The organism is Streptomyces sp. SCSIO 30461 (genome assembly GCF_037023745.1).
Lineage (GTDB): Bacteria > Actinomycetota > Actinomycetes > Streptomycetales > Streptomycetaceae > Streptomyces.
In genome coordinates this window covers 4,346,249-4,361,838 of the sequence record NZ_CP146101.1, presented here as the reverse complement: position 1 = coordinate 4,361,838, position 15,590 = coordinate 4,346,249, and the positions used below count along the sequence as shown (strand labels likewise).

Below are 15,590 nucleotides of genomic sequence, written 5' to 3'. Positions count from 1 at the left end.
CGATCGCCCACAGTCGTCGCGCACACCCCACGGCCCGCGTTCCAGATGCGCGATCCCCGGCGCGGTGACGAGGGAACCTCCCCCGTTGCCGAGGGGAGAGGATGTCAGAGGGGAGAGGATGTCAAGGGTGCAGCGCTTCCCTGAGTGCCGTCGTGGCCTGCGCGATCGCCGCCTTCGCGGCCTGGGTCGAGCGCAGCGCGTTCAGCATGACGAAGTCATGGATGATGCCCTGGTAGCGCGTGGAGGTCACCGGCACGCCGGCCTGGCGCAGTTTGTTCGCGTAGGCCTCGCCCTCGTCGCGCAGCACATCCGCCTCACCGGTGATCACCAGCGCCGGAGGCAGCCCCGCGAGCTCGTCCAGCGACGCACGCAGCGGCGACGCGGTGATCTGGGCGCGTTCACGTTCGTCGGTCGTGTACTGGTCCCAGAACCACTGCATCCCGTCGCGCCGCAGGGAATAGCCCTCGGCGAACTGGTGGTACGAGGGGGTGTCGAAGTTCGCGTCGGTCACCGGGTAGAAGAGCACCTGCTGCACCAGGGAGACGTCCCCGCGCTCCTTCGCCATCAGGGTCAGCGCGATCGCCATGTTCCCGCCCACCGAATCGCCCGCGACGGCCATCCGGGATGCGTCCAGGTCCTTGTTCGCGCCGTCGGAGACCACCCATCGCGCGACGGCGTAGTTCTGCTCGATCGCGATCGGGTAGTGGGCCTCCGGCGAGCGGTCGTACTCGGGGAAGACGACGGCGGCGCCCACCCCGGTGGCGAGTTCCCGCACCAGCCGGTCATGGGTGTGTGCGTCACCGAACACCCACCCCGCGCCATGGATGTAAAGGATCACGGGGATGCTCCCGGTGGCGCCGGCCGGTCTGACGATACGGGCACGCACCGAGCCGGTCGGGCCGCTGTGTACCGTGATCCACTCCTCGTCGACCGCAGGCATGGGGATCTCGCCCGACTGCACGTCGTCGACGGTCTTTCGGCCTTCCGCCGGAGGCATCTCGAAGAGGAACGGGTGGTTGCTGGTCGCCGCCGCGAGCTCCGACGCCTCGGGCTCTAGCACCGGCGAGCTGGACATGTAGGCGGTTGACATCGGCTCTTCTCTCTCGATTCCCCCGAACGGACCACTCATTCGAGGCTAGGCCGGGCCGTACCCGCCCGCATCACGGCCATCAGGCTTGCCGACCGACACCATTACCCCGACCCGGTCCGATACTGCGCTCGGGATTCCCCTGCTCGTCACTCCAGTGGTTGCCCGCCGCGTGATCCTCCGGGTCGCGCAGATCGATATCGTGACCATCGCCTTCGCAGGCTGCTCCCCAGGCATTCCCGGTACCGCCGCCCGCTGTTCGGCGAGTGAGCGCTCGGACCGGAACGATGTCTCGCGGAGCTCGGTGATCCGGCGACAACGCTCGGGATCGCGCTCGTGTCTCCCACCCGGCGGACACCGCAGGACCGCGTGTTCCAGGGCCACGCCGCTCAGCGCATGCCGCCGGACCTCATGTGACGCTGGAACCATGCCCAAGGCCAACGAGGAGATCGAAGCGCTGCTCCAGGAGTACGCCGACCTCATCGCCATCACGGGCGGTGACGCCTTTCGGGCTCGCTCCTACGAGAAGGCCGCCCGCGCCATCGGTGGCTACCACACCGATGTCGCCGCACTCGACGCCAAGGGACTGAAGGAGATCCCCAACGTCGGCAAGTCGATCGCCGACAAGGTCACCGAGTACCTGACGACCGGCCGGATCGCCGTCGTCGAGGAGCGCAGGCAGTCCATCCCGGCCGGGGTCCGGGAACTGATGGCCATCCCCATGCTCGGACCCAAGAGGGCCCTGCTCCTCTATCGGGAACTGGAGGTCGCCTCAGTCGACCAACTCCTCGACGCCATCCACCAGGAGCGCCTCAGGGAACTCAAGGGCTTCGGCGAGAAGACCGAGGAGAACCTCCTGCACGGCATCGCCCTGATGCAGAGGGCCGGAAGCAGAATCCTTCTCAACGCCGCGATGGACTCTGCCGAGCAGATCGTTGCCGCCCTTTCGGAGATCAAGGGCTGCGAGGGCTGCGCCTACGCCGGGTCGCTGCGCCGGATGCGCGAGACCATCGGTGACATCGACATCCTCGTCGCCGCCAAGAAGTCGGCGCCGTTCATGGAGGCCCTCAGACGCCTCCCGTACACCGCGGAGGTCATTGCACACGGCGAGAAGAAGACGTCCATCCGTACCACCAGGGGCCTCCAGGTCGATCTGCGGGTGCTGCCGCCCGACTCCTGGGGCGGCGGCCTCCAGTACTTCACCGGTTCCAAGGCGCACAATATCCGCACCCGCGAGATCGCCGTCCGCCTCGGGCTGAAACTCTCCGAGTACGGACTCTTCGACGCCGAGAGCGGGAAGAGGGTCGTCTCCAGGACCGAGGAGGAGATCTACGAACGCCTCGGGCTGCCCTGGATCCCGCCCACCCTGCGCGAGGACCGGGGTGAGATCGCGGCCGGGCTGCGCGGCGAACTGCCTGAGCTGGTCACCGAGAAGGACATCCGCGGGGATCTGCACACCCACACCGACCTCACCGACGGCCTTGCCTCGCTGGCGGACATGGTCGCCGCAGCCGCCGGACGCGGCTATTCCTATTACGCCGTCACCGACCACGCACCTGACCTCGCCATGCAGCGCATGACCAAGGAGAAGATGCTCGCCCAGCGCGAGCAGGTCCGCGCGCTCGACCGCAAGCACAAGGGAATGCGGCTGCTGCACGGCACCGAACTCAACATCGCACCGGACGGGGGCGTCGACTGGCCCGACGAGTTCCTCGCCGGATTCGACATCTGCGTCGCCTCCATCCACTCGCACTTCAACCAGAGCCGGGAGGCGCTCACCCGCCGCCTGATCCGCGCCTGTGAGAATCCGTATGTCGCGATCATCGGACACCCCACCACCCGCCGCATCGGCAAACGCCCCGGCATCGACGCCGACTTCGACGCGGTCTTCGCGGCCTGCGCCAGGACCGGCACCGCCCTGGAGATCAACGCCCACCCCGAGCGCCTCGACCTGTGCGATGAGGACATCCTGCGTGCCAAGCGGTACGGGGTGGCGTTCGCGGTGAACTCGGACTCCCACTCCACCACGCACCTGCCCTACATGCGCTATGGGGTGGCCACGGCACAGCGCGGCTGGCTGACCAAGGACGACATCGTCAACACCTGGTCGCTCACCCGGCTCCGCCGATTCCTGCGCCCAGCTGACTGACCGGCGGCCGCCGCCGACGCCGTTGAGGCGGTCAGCAGGGGTCACGCCAGGCGTCCAGCTCCAGCCTCTTGCGCATGGACGACAGGCCGAGACGGCGTGCCTCGGCGCAGAACTCGTCCGTGGACAGGGCGTACTCGACGTGGAATACCGCCTTCCCCGCCTTGACGAACGGGGTGAGCAGCGCGCACTCACCGTACTGGGCGCACTCCTCGTTGACTGCGAAGTCGAAGTCCCGCACCAGTGCGGGGATCTGCGGCAAGTCGTTCTTCAGTCCCACCGACATTCCGCGCTCATGGGCGAGGTGCGCGAGCATCCGGTTGAACGCCAGTTGGTGCTCCGCCGTCAGCGGAAAGCCCGTGTCGTTCAGGTACCCGTCCATGAGGTCCGGCTCGACCGCGTCGAAGCCCTTGTCGCGACACATGTCGAAGCGCCGTTCGAGCAGCGGGCGGAGCACGGCCAGCCTGCGGATGTCGAGCCAGCGCTCGCCAGGCCAGCCGTTCGACTTGCCTCGCACGGCAGCGGGGTAGTCGGCTGCGTCGGGCCGGAAGTCCTCCCACGAGCCTGCGTTGATGTAGCAGATGACCTTCCGGCCGTCCCGGTGCAGGCGGGCCACATCATCAGCGGTGCTCTCGAAGCCGTCGATGTCGTACACGGGCGCGTCGGCGGCCGTGGGGTCGAGCACGCCGCTCAGCTGCCACTGCCAGGGCGTACCTGGTCCGGGCACCCAACGCGGACGGTCCGGTCCAGGGCGCGGGACCGGGTCCGCTGTGCAGCCCGCGAGCAGCAGCAGGCCGACGAAGGCGAGCAGTACGGCGGACCGGGATCTGCGATCCAGTGGGGTACGAACTGTCACGCGGTTTCCTCGAACAGTGCGAGAGGCGGGGCGAGCCATGGATTGGGCAGCGTATCCGTGACGGCGCACGACACTGCCGCACCACGCTCGGATGCCGCCTTCCCGGCGACCCGGGCCAGCGCGGGCGGGACCTCGTAGACCAGATGGCAGAACCGTTCCGGCGGATGGCGGGACGTCCACCGGGGAAGGGTGAACGACGACAGGTACACGTTCCAGGGGCCCTCGAAGGTCACGAGCAGATCCGCGATCCGCGCGTAGCCCGGCGCGGGATGCACACCGTGGTTGAGCACGACGGTCGCCGATCCCCGCTGCCGCGCCGCCCGCACCAGGCGGCGGCAACCGGACAGTGCGGAGCTGTCGGCCGGCACCTGGTCTAAGAAGCAGCCGTCGGCGTCGTACCACTCGCGGTACCGGTCGATGTCGTGGAGCACTTCGTCATCGGGTCGTACCCCGTAGTCCAGGTCGACGTAGCCGAGGACGCGGGTCCCCGCCGCCCGCAGAGCGCGGGCGGCGGAGACGAACGCCGGGTCGGGCGAAGTGCCCGGCCCACTGGCGGTGTTGAGCACCACGCCATAGATCCGGTCGGCGGCCGACACCAGCAGTCGCCAGGCGTCCGGGTCCTCGGAGGGGTGCACATAGAGCGGCACCAGCAGGCTCATGTACGCGAGTCCGTTCTCGGCCTCGGTGTCACCGACGACGTCGGTGACACCGACTGCCAGAGCGCGGACAGCGAGTCCGCGAGCCGGTGCCTCGGCTCCCAGCTCAGTGACTCGAACGCCGCGGTGATGTCGGAGCACTGCCAGCCCACCCCGGCCGAGCGGGTCGAGCCGGGCACCGCAGCCTCCTCGGCTCGGCCGGGGAAACCGGCCTCTGCCATCAGACCGTGCACCAGGTCGCGGATCGGAACGGCCTGTCCGCCGCTCACGTTGAGCACCCGGGGTAGCGGCCCCTTGGCGGTGGCGGCCAGCGCGACCGCCCGCGCCAGATCCCGCACGTCGATGAAGTCCCGGTACGCCGAAAGATCGCCGAACCGGACCACCGCCCCGGGACCGTCGCCCGCCTTCAGGATCCGCTCGACGGTGCCACCTGGCAGGCTGGTCGGAGGGGCTCCGGGGCCGACCGGGTTGCCCACCCGCAGTACCACCGCGTCGAGACCGGACGAGGCCACGGTCAGGGTCCCCGCGAGCTTGGTGGCCCCGTAGGGGCCCACCGGTGCGGCGGGTGCGGTCTCCGCCACCCGTACCCCGTGTTCGGTGGGCCCGTACTCGGCGGCTGAGCCCAGATGCACCAGGCGGGCCCCCGGCGCTGCCTCCCGCAGTGCCGCGCACAGCACGGCCGGGCCCCGGACGTTGACTTCCGCGAGCCTCACCGAGTCGCCGCCGACGGCACCCGCGCAGTTGACGACCGCGTCGGGTGCGAAGTCGGAAAGCACTTCGGCCAGCCGTCCCGCGTCGGCCGTGGCGAGGTCGACGCGCAGTTCGGCGGCCGGTGACCGACCACCGCCGAACAGCCGGACGCCTCCCAGCGCACGCAACTGCCCGGTGATGTGTCCGCCCAGATACCCGGTGAAGCCCAGGATGATGATGCGCATGGAACGTTCAGGCTCCCTTGAGCAACAGGGACTGGTGCGTGGTGAATTCGGCGTTGGCACGGTCGTAGTCGTCCGGGCGTCCGATGTCCAGCCAGTAGCCGTCGAACTCGTAGGCGTGCGGGGGGTTGCCGTGCTTGAGCAGGTCGAGCACCAACTCGTCGAAGCCGAGCGGCAGCCCCGGGGTGTATCCGTCGAGGGTGCCGAGGGAGACCCCGTACACGCCCATGGAGACCCGGTAGTCCATGCTGGGCTTCTCGCGGAAGCCCACCACACGGTCGTCGTCCGTGGTCAGCACACCGAAGTCGATGTGGACCTTGCGGGCGTAGGTGGCGATGGTCAGTGCGGCTTCGGACGACATGTGCCGCCGCAGTACGTCGGCGTAGTCGAGGTCGGTGAGGACGTCCCCGTTCATCACCAGGAACGATTCGGGCAGCCGGTCCCGCATGGTCAGCAGCGGTCCCATGGTGCCCAGTGGGCTCTCCTCGATCGCGTAGTCGATCGTCAGCCCCCAGCGCGAGCCGCTGCCGACGTAGGCGCGGATGATCTGCCCGAGATGGCCGACCGCGATGGTGCAGCTGGTGAAGCCGCAGGCGGCGAGCTGCCTGAGGACGATCTCCAGAATCGCGTGCTGGTCGCCGATCGGGACGAGCGGCTTGGGAAGCGCGGTGGTGTAAGGGCGCAGCCGGATGCCCTTGCCTCCGGCGAGAATCACTGCGTGCATGAGGAGCCCCCTGCGGGTACGGAGGTTGAATGGAACATGGGGTGGTGAGGGTCCAGTTCGGTGTGTTTCCGGGCGGTTCTCGGGCGGTCCGCGGTCAGATGTTGTAGATGTCGGTCTTGTAGCGGGCGAGGTTGGCGGGGTCGCGGAAGAACTCGACGGTCTTCAGGAGCCCCTGCTCCAGGTCGTGTTCCGGTGCCCAACCCGTCGCCTCGCGCAGCCGGGAGGCGTCGGCGACCAGGCGCATCACCTCGGAGGCGGGGGGCCGGATGCGCTGTGCGTCCTCCTGCACGTCGAGGTCGGTGTCCATCACCTTGCCGATCAGCCGGACCAGGTCGCCCACCGAGATCTCGCCGCCGGTACCGGCGTTGAAGGTCCTGCCCACCACCGCCTCCGCCGGAGCGGTGCCCACGGACAGGAAGGCGCGCGCGGTGTCCTTGACGAAGGTGAAGTCCCGGGTCGGCCGCAGATCGCCGAGGGTGAGCGTCCTGGCTCCCGCCGCCACCTGGCCGATGACCGTCGGGATCACCGCCCGCATGGACTGCCGGGGACCGAAGGTGTTGAAGGGGCGCAGGGTGACCACGGGGGTCTCGAAGCTGGCGTGGTAGCTGTCCGCGAGCCGGTCCCCGCCCGCCTTCGACGCGGCGTACGGGGACTGGGTGTTGATGGGGTGGTCCTCGGTGATCGGCACGGTCTGCGCGGTCCCGTAGGTCTCACTGGTGGAGGTGTGCACCAGCCGGGGGATGTCCAGCGCCCGCACCGCTTCCAGCACGTTGAGCGTGCCCGTGACATTGGTGTCCACGTAACTGTGCGGTGCCTGGTACGAGTACGGGATCGCGATCAGTGCCGCAAGGTGGTAGACCGCGTCGGCGCCCTGGACGAGTCCGCGCACGGAACCGGGGTCGCGGACGTCGCCGAGGACGATCTCCACCTCGTCGAGCACCTCGGACGGCAGAGTCTCCAGCCAGCCGTAGGAGGAGAAGGAGTTGTACTGGGCCATGGCGCGGACCCGGTAGCCGGCGGCCACCAAGGTCTCGGTCAGATGGGAGCCGATGAAGCCCTCGGCTCCGGTGACGGCGGCCAGAGGCGCTGAGGTCGAGGTCACGATGTGTCTTTCCCTTTCCTGGGACGTCCCCGGACCGATCCGGGTCGGTTCGGGTCGGTCCGGGTCTTTGCTTGGTGTTGCCTGGTCTTGCTTGGCCGCTCTCGTGAGCGGTGCCTTCGGGTGATCGTCCGTGTGCGATGCGTAGTGGATCGGGGGTGTGGTCGTGCGCCCGCGCCGATGGGCGGGGGTCAGGCGTGTGCGGTGGGGCGCCCCAGCAGCCACAGCACGCTCGCGGTGAGGAGCAGCGCGGCGGTTGCGGTGCAGAGCAGCAGGACAGCGGAGTCCGGTGGTCCTGCCGCGGCCGCCGCGAGCATTGCCGCTGACGCCGCGCCGGCACTGACGACGGCCGGAATCCAGGCGATGCCGAACGCCTGGAGGAGCAGCGCGGTCCACAGCAGGGCCGCCACGGCGACCACGGGCCAGGGCGACGCGCTCGTCATCAGCGCGGCCGGTACCAGCGGGATGAGATAGCCGCCGAGGCAGGCGGTGAGCGTCCCCGCGGACCGCAGCCGGAAGCCGGTCTCGTCCGCGGTCGCCCGCAGTGCCGCGAGCGCCAGACCCCGGTAGCGGTACAGCAGCCATTCGGCGGGTCCCATACTCACGGTCAGCGCCACCACGGCGAGCGCGCCGTTCCGGCCCACGAGAACGACCAGTGTCCCGGCGGCCAGTCCGAACACCCCGTACGGAAGGGATGCGACGATCCGCGGCCCGGCTCCGCGCTCACCCGGCACGGCCTCGGTCCGCAGCATCCCCCGCACGCAGTGCCCGGCGACGGCGAGGGACAGCAGCGCCGTGAGCGTCGGCAGGGCGATGCGCAGGGCGCCACCCGGCTCCCACCACGGCAGCACAGCGGTGCCCGCGAGCAGTGGAGTGAGTGTGGCGAGCAGTATCCGTTCCCTGCCGCACACCAGCAGGACCCCGGCCGCCGCGAGATACAGCGACTGGCCCACGGCGAACAGCGTCGCCGGCCCAGGACCGGCCACGGCCACCGCCGCGGCCGAGGAGATCAACGCACCTGCCGGGGCGCCGAGCAACAGTGTCCGCCCCGCCTCCCGCCGTCCCACCACCAGTCGCAGATACGCCCGGTGACTGAGCGCCTGCCCCCAGGCCCAGGACAGCAGCCCCGCGGCGATCAGGGCGAACACGCCCCGCTCGCCCTGCCACAGCCGCCCGGTCAGCACGTACGCGAGACCCGGCAGCGCGAACAGCATGCCGCGCAGGGCGCACCGGACATGGTCCGGTGCCCAGGGATCAGGACCACGCGCGGGCTCGGGAAAACTGCGTGGCACCCGCCCGTAGAGATCCCTGGCGAGCGAGAACAGCCCCTGATGGCGGTAGCGCTCCCGGATCTGTTCTCCCGTCAGCCCCTCCGACTCCAGGAGGGCGGCCACCTCCCAGGCATGCACGGCGGGTCCTATCTGATCGGCCATGTCGGCCGCCAACCGGTCCACCGGGTCGTCGGGAGCCCTCGGCGTGCGCGGGGCGAGCGTACGCTCGGGCGCGGCGCTCAGCCGCAGGGTCAGTGTGTCGTCACGGCCGTCTTGGGATTCGAGTGCCAGAGGCCCGCTCATCCGGCCACGCTCCTCAGCATCACCGTGTCGTCGAGGTCCGCGCCCCACGGGTCGGCGAGCTGGAACATGCCGCGTACGGACAGCTCCAGATAGATGGAGCGGAAGGTGCGGATGGTCTGACGGAGCGTGAACTGCTCGATGACCCGCAGCCGGGCCGCCTCACCCATGGCAGCGCGCCGCACCGGGTCGGCAAGCAACTCCAACGCGGCGGCGGCCATTGCCGCCGGGTCGCGCGGCGGTACCACGAGCCCGGCGTCCCCCACGGCCTCCCGCACCCCGCCCACATCGGTGGACACGGTCGCCCGGCCGCAGGACATGGCCTCGATCAGGGTGAAGGGGAATCCCTCACTGATACTGGAGAGCATCACCACGCTGCCTGCCGCATAGGCGTCCCGGATGTCCTCCACCCGGCCCTCGAAGGTGACCGCGTCACCCTGGCCGAGGGAGGCGGCCAGCGCCTCGCACCGCTCCCGGTATGCCTCACCGCCGCGCGGTGTACCGCCGAACAGCCGCAGTGCGGCTTCCGGAACGACCTCCCGGACCTGGGCGAACGCTCTGATCAGGGTCTCCAGATCCTTGATCGGGTCGACCCGGCCGGCCCAGCTGAGCGTGGGGCTCTGCGGCTCCGGGCCCGCGGGCGGGAAGGCCGCGGGATCGACCCCGTTGTAGACCGTGCGGATCAGCTGCGGGTCGGCGCCGCCCTCCTCCTCCCAGAGCCGGTTGTAGCGGTTGCCGGGGGTGATCAGTGCTGCCTGACGGTAGGTCTCCTCGGCCAGCAGCCGGAAGAAGCCGAGCAGCACCGCCTTCACCGGCCAGCGGTACGGCCCCGTGCGGTAGCCCAGATAGCGCTCCCGCAGATACACCCCGTGCTCCGTCAGCAGCAGTGGTACGCCGTGCAGTTCCTTGGCCGCCAGCCCCGGAAGCACCGCGACGCCCCCGCTGACCGCGTGGGCGACACCGAGCTCCGGCGGCGATGCGCTGAGCGGCCGTAGGGCGTGTTCGAGCAGGCTGGTGGCGGTGACGGCGTCGTGCAAGGTGGGACGGGCCTCGCATACGGTCAGGCCTCTACGGTTCCACACCCCGGTGAGGATCCGCAGGGCGCGGTCACCGCGCAGGGCGGGACTCAGCCGCCCGTCCCGGGCGGCATGTGCCAGCTCGTACAGCGCGGGGGCGAACTCGTGCTCCGCGGACGGGTCGAGAACGGCGGTAAGGAATCTCTCGTACGAGGCCATCAGCCGGCGCTCACTCCGCCCACGCGGTGGCGCACCCGTCGGCGCCGGTCCCCACATGGGCACCGTCACCGGCTCGGACACATGTGCCGGGAGGTCCCAGGCGAGCGATTCACGGCCGGTGCCGGTCACCGCGATCACGTCGAAGTCGATGTCGGGCATGCCGCCGACGAGTTGGTCGCACCAGACACTCACTCCGCCATGGCTGTGGGGATAGGTGCCTTCGGTGAGCAGGGTGACCCGCGCCGCGCCCGAACGCGGCGCGCGGTGCTGAACGTGCATGGATGAGCTCCACGGCAGAAAGAGTGGTGCGGAAGGCGAGCCGAGCGGGGTGTTCCTGGCACACGGGGGCGCCCGGAACCCCTTGTCTCGCGACGTGCCGTTGCGGCCCGGCGGACCGGGCCGTCGGTTCAGCTGCGCTGGACGTATGCGGGCGCGTTGCCCTCGAAGGCGAGGGCGCCGCCGAGACGGCCGAAGGGACCTGCCTCGCCCTCCGCGGCCACCGTGGTGGCGATGCCGCCGGCCGGTCTCGCACGGCCGCCGTCCACGGCGTGGCCCGGGCCCGCCTGGGCGCAGGTGCGTGCGTCGGCCCGCGGGATGGCGTATGCCGTCTCGTGCGCCATCCACGCGGTCGTCGTACCGGTTCCGGCCGGGACCGGATCTGCGCCGGGCAGCACCACGGCCCGGACGGGCGCCGACGGCAACCCGGGCGCGGGAATGAGCGCGTCCGTGCTGAGCATGGCCGTGCGTATGGTCCGCGAAGAGCGGCTCCGCTTCATGCGGGTGAAGTCCCTCCCCCCAGGCCGTGTTTGAGCACCGGATGTCGCGACCCGGCGGGAACTCTCAAACACGGCCCAACCCCCGGCACGACGACGATGCCCTCCCCCGAGCGCGGAGTCGCCATGCCCTGTCGATCACATAGTGGTGCCTTCTGTGTGGGGTCTGTGCGCCAAACGTGAAAGTTGACGTAAAAACGAAGGTGATCGTATCGACCCGCTCCGCATCGGGACCAAGCGGGCGTAGCAGGTAAACGCTTACTTCCTTCAGTGGTTCAGACAACGCGGTCGATAGTGAATTGATGATTTTCAGTCAATGCGATGCACGTGATCCGGGCTGCGCCCCCTCAAGCGGTCGGCGGGACTGGGGCGCTGCCTGCTCGGTGGTGATGCGGCTGCGGCGGGAAGTATGGCCTGGTCAAGAGGGGCAGATGGGGCGGGCGAGACGGAGTTTCGGTGGGGGTGTGAGAGTTCTGAGTGGCCTCTGGGGCGAGAGTGATCGGTCCGTGGGTGCCCTCCGGCAATGGCGTGTTCATGACGCTGTGCTCGGTACTTCGCCCGTGGTCCCACCCAGGTACAGGCAACCGGTGCCGGTTGCCGCCGCGCCACGATCCGGTGCCCGCCGCACGACTCGGGGATGCGCACGGTCGAGCGACGTCACCGAACGTGATCGCTCCGCGTTCGGCCGCGAAGCAGCCGGATGGTCACCCGGTCGGTCCCGCGTCGGGGTGCGCGCCCCCGTCCGGCGCGGCTCAATGGAAGCCAAGGTGCGCACACCCGCGCCGTACGACCGAAAAGCCGTACGGCAAGGAGGCCCGTACGGCATGGATCCCGACTTCGATGCGGCAGTGCTCGACGCGCCCTTCACACGGCCCCCGGTCGGGCTGCACGTGAGGGACCGCGGGCTGCGCGTCGTGCGGTACAACTCCGCCGCGCCGGGAGTCCGGGGCCTGGACCCGAACGCGCTGCAGGGCCGCACCTGGCGGGAGCTCGGGCTGATCGACGCGGAGACCGAGGAAAGGGTGCGCGAGGTACTCCGCACCGGTGAACCGATCAGGGACCTGCGCTACCGGGGCCGGCTGCACGGCACCGGCGACCCGGAAGGCCCCGTGCTGGCCCGCACCCGGGTGCTCGGACCCGACCGCATCGGCTGCTGGACCCTGCCCAACGAGCCTGCCAGTGCGGCTGCCGCCCGTCGCGGCAAGACCGTCTGGACGGAACAGGAACTGCAGGGGCCGCCCCGGCGGCCCGGCGGGCGAGGAGCGGAGCGACCGTGAGCGAGCAGCACCCCGCCGCGCGCGCGGGCAGGGCGCTCGTCGAGCTGAACAAGGTCAACAAGCACTTCGGCGCCCTCCATGTGCTCCGGGACATCGACCTGACCGTTCAGCGCGGCGAAGTCGTCGTGGTCATCGGGCCGTCCGGATCCGGCAAGTCCACCCTGTGCCGCGCGATCAACCGCCTGGAGACCGTCGACTCAGGCGAGATCGTCATCGACGGCAGGCCCCTGCCGGCCGAGGGCAGGGAGCTGGCCCGGTTGCGCGCCGACGTCGGCATGGTGTTCCAGTCCTTCAACCTCTTCGCCCACAAGACCGTGCTCCAGAACGTCACCCTCGGGCAGCTCAAGGTCCGCAAGAAGGGCAGGACCGAGGCCGAGGCACACGCACGCTCGCTGCTCGACCGGGTCGGTGTCGCCGGCCAGGCGGACAAGTACCCCGCCCAGCTGTCCGGCGGCCAGCAGCAGCGCGTCGCCATCGCCCGGGCGCTCGCGATGGACCCCAAGATCATGCTCTTCGACGAGCCCACCTCCGCACTGGACCCGGAAATGATCAACGAAGTGCTCGAGGTCATGCGACAACTCGCCCGGGACGGAATGACCATGGTCGTCGTCACTCATGAGATGGGCTTCGCCCGTTCGGCCGCCAACCGCGTGGTGTTCATGGCGGACGGGCGGATCGTGGAAGAGGCACCGCCCGACGAGTTCTTCACCAATCCGCGCAGCGACCGGGCCAAGGACTTCCTGTCGAAGATCCTCCACCACTGAGCACCAGGGACGACAACCATGAAGCTACGCAAGGCCACCGCGGCGACCGCCGCGCTGTTGCTGCCCCTGACCGCCGCTGTCGCGGGCTGCGGTGCGAACGGCGACGGCGGGGGGCAGACCGAAGGCGGCAAGGACACGATCACGGTCGGCATCAAGTACGACCAGCCCGGTATCGGGCTCAAGACCCCGGACGGCGAGTACACCGGCTTCGACGTGGACGTGGCCACGTACATCGCCAAGCAGCTGGGCTACGAGCCCGACCGGATCGTGTGGAAGGAGGCCAAGAGCGCCGACCGCGAGACGCTCCTCCAGCGCGGCGACGTGGACTTCATCGCGGCCTCGTACTCCATCAACGACGAGCGCCGCAAGAAGGTCGACTTCGCCGGCCCGTACCTGCTGGCCCACCAGGACGTCCTGGTCCGCGCGGACGACGACTCCATCACCGAGCCGTCCGATCTGAACGACAAGAAGCTCTGCTCCGTCACGGGCTCCACATCGGCGCAGAACATCAAGACGAAGATCGCCCCGCAGGCCCAGCTCCAGGAGTACGGCGGCTACTCGGAATGCCTCACCGGACTCGAGAACAAGGCCGTGGACGCCCTGACCACCGATGACTCGATCCTCGCCGGGTACGCCGCGCAGGACCAGTTCGAGGGGAAGTTCAAGCTCGGCGGCTTCAAGCTGAGCGACGAGAACTACGGCATCGGGGTCCCGAAGGGCGACGACGAGCTCAAGAACAAGATCAACTCGGCCCTGGAGAAGATGGTCGCGGACGGTACCTGGGAAGCGTATGTGAAGAAGAACTTCGGACCCGCCGCATACCGGAACGAGCCTCCGCCGAAGATCGGCGTCGTCGTGAGCTGACGGCACGGGCGCAGCGGAAGGCGGTGGTTCGTGTTCGACTTCCTTGAGGGGTACGACCTGCTCGGAGCCTTCTGGACCACGATCCGGCTCACGGTCTACTCCGCCGTGGGCGCCCTGGTCTGGGGCACCGTACTTGCGGCGATGCGGGTCAGCCCGGTGCCCCTGATGCGGGGGGTCGGCGGCGCGTACGTCAACATCGTGCGGAACATCCCGTTGACCGTCGTCATCGTGTTCACCTCACTCGGCTTGTTCCAGACCCTGGGCGTCACGATGGGGGCGCACGACTTCGAGGGCATCAACTTCCGGCTCGCCGTACTCGGGCTGACCGCCTACACCGCCGCGTTCGTCTGCGAGGCGCTGCGGTCCGGGATCAACACGGTTCCCGTCGGCCAGGTGGAGGCGGCCCGGGCCATCGGCCTGAGCTTCCCCCAGGTGCTCGGGCTCATCGTGCTCCCGCAGTCATTCCGTTCAGTGGTCGGACCACTGGCGAACGTGCTGATCGCCCTGACCAAGAACACGACGGTGGCCGCCGCCATCGGAGTCGCCGAGGCCGCGCTGCTGATGCGGGAGATGATCGAGAACGAAGCCCAGCTCATCCTGATCTCCGCCATCTTCGCGTTCGGTTTCATCTGCCTCACGCTTCCCATGGGACTGCTGCTCGGCTGGGTGGCCGGAAAAGTGGCGGTGAGGCGATGACGTCCGTCCTGTACGACGCCCCCGGTCCCCGCGCCCGGCGGCGCAACATGGTGTACACGGCCGTCTTCCTCGTCGCACTCGCGGCCCTGGTGTGGTGGGTGGTGTCGAGCCTCGCCGCCAAGGGGCAGCTGGAATGGTCCAAGTGGGCGCCGTTCTTCACCGATCCCCGGGTCTGGACGACATACATCATCCCCGGCCTGGAGTACACCCTCGTCGGCGCGACCCTGTCCATGGCGATCGCCCTGCCGCTCGGCGCGCTGTTCGGTGTCGCCAGGCTGTCGCAGCACCGCTGGGTACGGCGCGTCGCGGGGGTGTTCGTGGAGTTCTTTCGCGCCATCCCCGTGCTGGTCCTGATGCTGTTCGCCAACGCCGCGTACGCGGAGTTCACGGCCGTCGGTTCGGCCGACCGCCCGCTGTACGCCGTGGTGACCGGGCTGGTGCTCTACAACGCCTCGGTGCTCGCGGAGATCGTGCGCGCGGGCATCCTGTCCCTGCCCGCCGGCCAGACGGACGCGGCCAAGGCGATCGGCATGCGCAAGGGGCAGACGATGCGCCATGTGCTGCTGCCGCAGTCGGTGACGGCCATGCTCCCCGCGATCGTCAGCCAGCTGGTGGTCATCGTGAAGGACACCGCACTCGGGGGGGCCGTGCTCGGCTTCTCCGAGCTGCTGGCTTCGGTCCGGCCGATGAGCGCCAACTACGGCGCCAACACCATCGCGAGCTTCACCGTCGTCGCCGTCGTCTTCATCGTGCTGAACTTCGCCCTGACCGCCTTCGCGGGGTGGCTGGAGCGACGGCTGAGGCGCGGCAGGAAGTCCACCGGAGCGGTGTTGGGCGCCGACGCGATCGCGGAGTTCGCCCGGCCGGGCGAGCATGTCGACCCGCGGCGGGAGAGCCACTGACCGTCCCG

15 protein-coding genes and 1 pseudogene are annotated in these 15,590 nt (G+C 69.5%); 6 read left to right on the top strand and 10 right to left on the bottom strand.

Going from position 1 to position 15,590, the window contains the following annotated elements:
- Positions 1-121 precede the first annotated feature (121 nt).
- On the bottom strand, positions 122-1,090 hold the full coding sequence (locus V1460_RS19390) for an alpha/beta hydrolase (protein ID WP_338674908.1): 969 nt from the start codon (positions 1,088-1,090) through the stop codon (positions 122-124).
- A gap of 45 nt (positions 1,091-1,135) precedes the next feature.
- Positions 1,136-1,396 (bottom strand): annotated as a pseudogene (locus V1460_RS19385) (hypothetical protein); the annotation flags it as partial.
- A 118-nt stretch (positions 1,397-1,514) separates the two neighbouring features.
- Here V1460_RS19385 and polX point away from each other — a divergent pair.
- Positions 1,515-3,236, top strand: a complete 1,722-nt coding sequence (polX, locus tag V1460_RS19380) for a DNA polymerase/3'-5' exonuclease PolX (RefSeq protein WP_338674907.1) — start codon at positions 1,515-1,517, stop codon at positions 3,234-3,236.
- Between the two features lie 31 nt (positions 3,237-3,267).
- Here polX and V1460_RS19375 read toward each other — a convergent pair whose 3' ends face one another.
- From V1460_RS19375 to V1460_RS19340, 8 genes are all read right to left on the bottom strand, one after another.
- Positions 3,268-4,089, bottom strand: a complete 822-nt coding sequence (locus V1460_RS19375) for an endo alpha-1,4 polygalactosaminidase (RefSeq protein ID WP_338674906.1) — start codon at positions 4,087-4,089, stop codon at positions 3,268-3,270.
- The gene (locus V1460_RS19370; protein WP_338674905.1) at positions 4,086-4,748 is read right to left on the bottom strand and encodes a spherulation-specific family 4 protein; all 663 of its coding nucleotides are present in this window, start codon (positions 4,746-4,748) and stop codon (positions 4,086-4,088) included. The genes V1460_RS19375 and V1460_RS19370 overlap by 4 nt, the downstream gene beginning before the upstream one ends.
- Positions 4,745-5,680: an NAD(P)-dependent oxidoreductase gene (locus tag V1460_RS19365; protein WP_338674904.1), complete on the bottom strand. Its 936-nt coding sequence runs from the start codon at positions 5,678-5,680 to the stop codon at positions 4,745-4,747. Before V1460_RS19365 ends, V1460_RS19370 begins: the two co-directional genes overlap by 4 nt.
- A 7-nt stretch (positions 5,681-5,687) precedes the next feature.
- Complete coding sequence (locus V1460_RS19360; protein ID WP_338674903.1) at positions 5,688-6,401, bottom strand: sugar phosphate nucleotidyltransferase; 714 nt, start codon at positions 6,399-6,401, stop codon at positions 5,688-5,690.
- A gap of 94 nt (positions 6,402-6,495) precedes the next feature.
- Positions 6,496-7,503 carry an SDR family NAD(P)-dependent oxidoreductase gene (locus V1460_RS19355; RefSeq protein ID WP_338674902.1) on the bottom strand — a complete coding sequence of 336 codons (1,008 nt, stop codon included), beginning with the start codon at positions 7,501-7,503 and terminating at the stop codon, positions 6,496-6,498.
- 188 nt (positions 7,504-7,691) lie between these two features.
- The gene (locus V1460_RS19350) at positions 7,692-9,074 is read right to left on the bottom strand and encodes a hypothetical protein (RefSeq protein ID WP_338674901.1); all 1,383 of its coding nucleotides are present in this window, start codon (positions 9,072-9,074) and stop codon (positions 7,692-7,694) included.
- Positions 9,071-10,585, bottom strand: a complete 1,515-nt coding sequence (gene pelF, locus V1460_RS19345) for a GT4 family glycosyltransferase PelF (RefSeq protein WP_338674900.1) — start codon at positions 10,583-10,585, stop codon at positions 9,071-9,073. The genes V1460_RS19350 and pelF overlap by 4 nt, the downstream gene beginning before the upstream one ends.
- 128 nt (positions 10,586-10,713) lie before the next feature.
- Positions 10,714-11,043, bottom strand: coding sequence for a hypothetical protein (locus tag V1460_RS19340; RefSeq protein ID WP_338674899.1), 330 nt, complete (start codon positions 11,041-11,043; stop codon positions 10,714-10,716).
- A gap of 860 nt (positions 11,044-11,903) precedes the next feature.
- Here V1460_RS19340 and V1460_RS19335 point away from each other — a divergent pair.
- From V1460_RS19335 to V1460_RS19315, 5 genes are read left to right on the top strand one after another with little or no spacing between them, the layout of a single operon-like run.
- Complete coding sequence (locus tag V1460_RS19335; protein WP_338674898.1) at positions 11,904-12,356, top strand: PAS domain-containing protein; 453 nt, start codon at positions 11,904-11,906, stop codon at positions 12,354-12,356.
- Positions 12,353-13,120, top strand: a complete 768-nt coding sequence (locus V1460_RS19330; protein WP_338674897.1) for an amino acid ABC transporter ATP-binding protein — start codon at positions 12,353-12,355, stop codon at positions 13,118-13,120. The genes V1460_RS19335 and V1460_RS19330 overlap by 4 nt, the downstream gene beginning before the upstream one ends.
- An 18-nt stretch (positions 13,121-13,138) precedes the next feature.
- On the top strand, positions 13,139-13,984 hold the full coding sequence (locus V1460_RS19325; RefSeq protein ID WP_338674896.1) for a glutamate ABC transporter substrate-binding protein: 846 nt from the start codon (positions 13,139-13,141) through the stop codon (positions 13,982-13,984).
- Between the two features lie 30 nt (positions 13,985-14,014).
- Entirely contained in the window at positions 14,015-14,680 is a 666-nt protein-coding gene (locus V1460_RS19320; protein WP_338674895.1) for an amino acid ABC transporter permease, read from the top strand.
- Positions 14,677-15,582 (top strand): amino acid ABC transporter permease, encoded by a 906-nt coding sequence (locus tag V1460_RS19315; protein ID WP_338674894.1) that lies wholly within the window; start codon positions 14,677-14,679, stop codon positions 15,580-15,582. The genes V1460_RS19320 and V1460_RS19315 overlap by 4 nt, the downstream gene beginning before the upstream one ends.
- The last annotated feature ends 8 nt before the right edge of the window (positions 15,583-15,590 follow it).